The organism is Allokutzneria sp. NRRL B-24872 (genome assembly GCF_002155965.1).
In the GTDB taxonomy this organism is placed as follows: domain Bacteria; phylum Actinomycetota; class Actinomycetes; order Mycobacteriales; family Pseudonocardiaceae; genus Allokutzneria.
In genome coordinates, this window is sequence record NZ_MUMH01000260.1 from 553 (window position 1) to 961 (window position 409).

A 409-nucleotide genomic window follows, 5' to 3' on the forward strand; every position below is an offset into this window, starting at 1 on the left:
TCGTCGGCATCGGCATGGCCGGTGAGTACAGCGCCAGCGCCACCTACGTGATCGAGAGCTGGCCGCGCGCGCTGCGCAACCGGGCGAGCGGCTTCCTGATCTCGGGTTTCTCGGTCGGCGGAGTCCTTGCCGCGCAGGCGTACCGCTTCATCGTGCCGGAGTTCGGTTGGCGCGCACTGTTCCTGGTGGGGCTGCTGCCGATCCTGCTCGCGCTGTGGCTGCGGCGGAGCCTGCCCGAGGCCGCGGACTGGGAGCACTCCGCCAAGGAGCGGTCCTTTGTGGACGTTCTGTACACGGGGAAACGCGCACTCGGGAACATCGCGCTGACCATCGTCGTGAGCCTGGCCCTGTTCGCGCTGTTCACCTCCGTGCCAGCCGGGTTCTTCTGGCCGCTGGTGGTGGTCGCGGC

At 68.9% G+C, this 409-nt stretch carries 1 protein-coding gene; it reads left to right on the forward strand.

All coding sequences use genetic code 11. The features are described from left to right. Positions 1-409: MFS transporter (locus CCN37_RS37130; protein WP_246843539.1), on the forward strand; the 409-nt coding region annotated here is incomplete at both ends.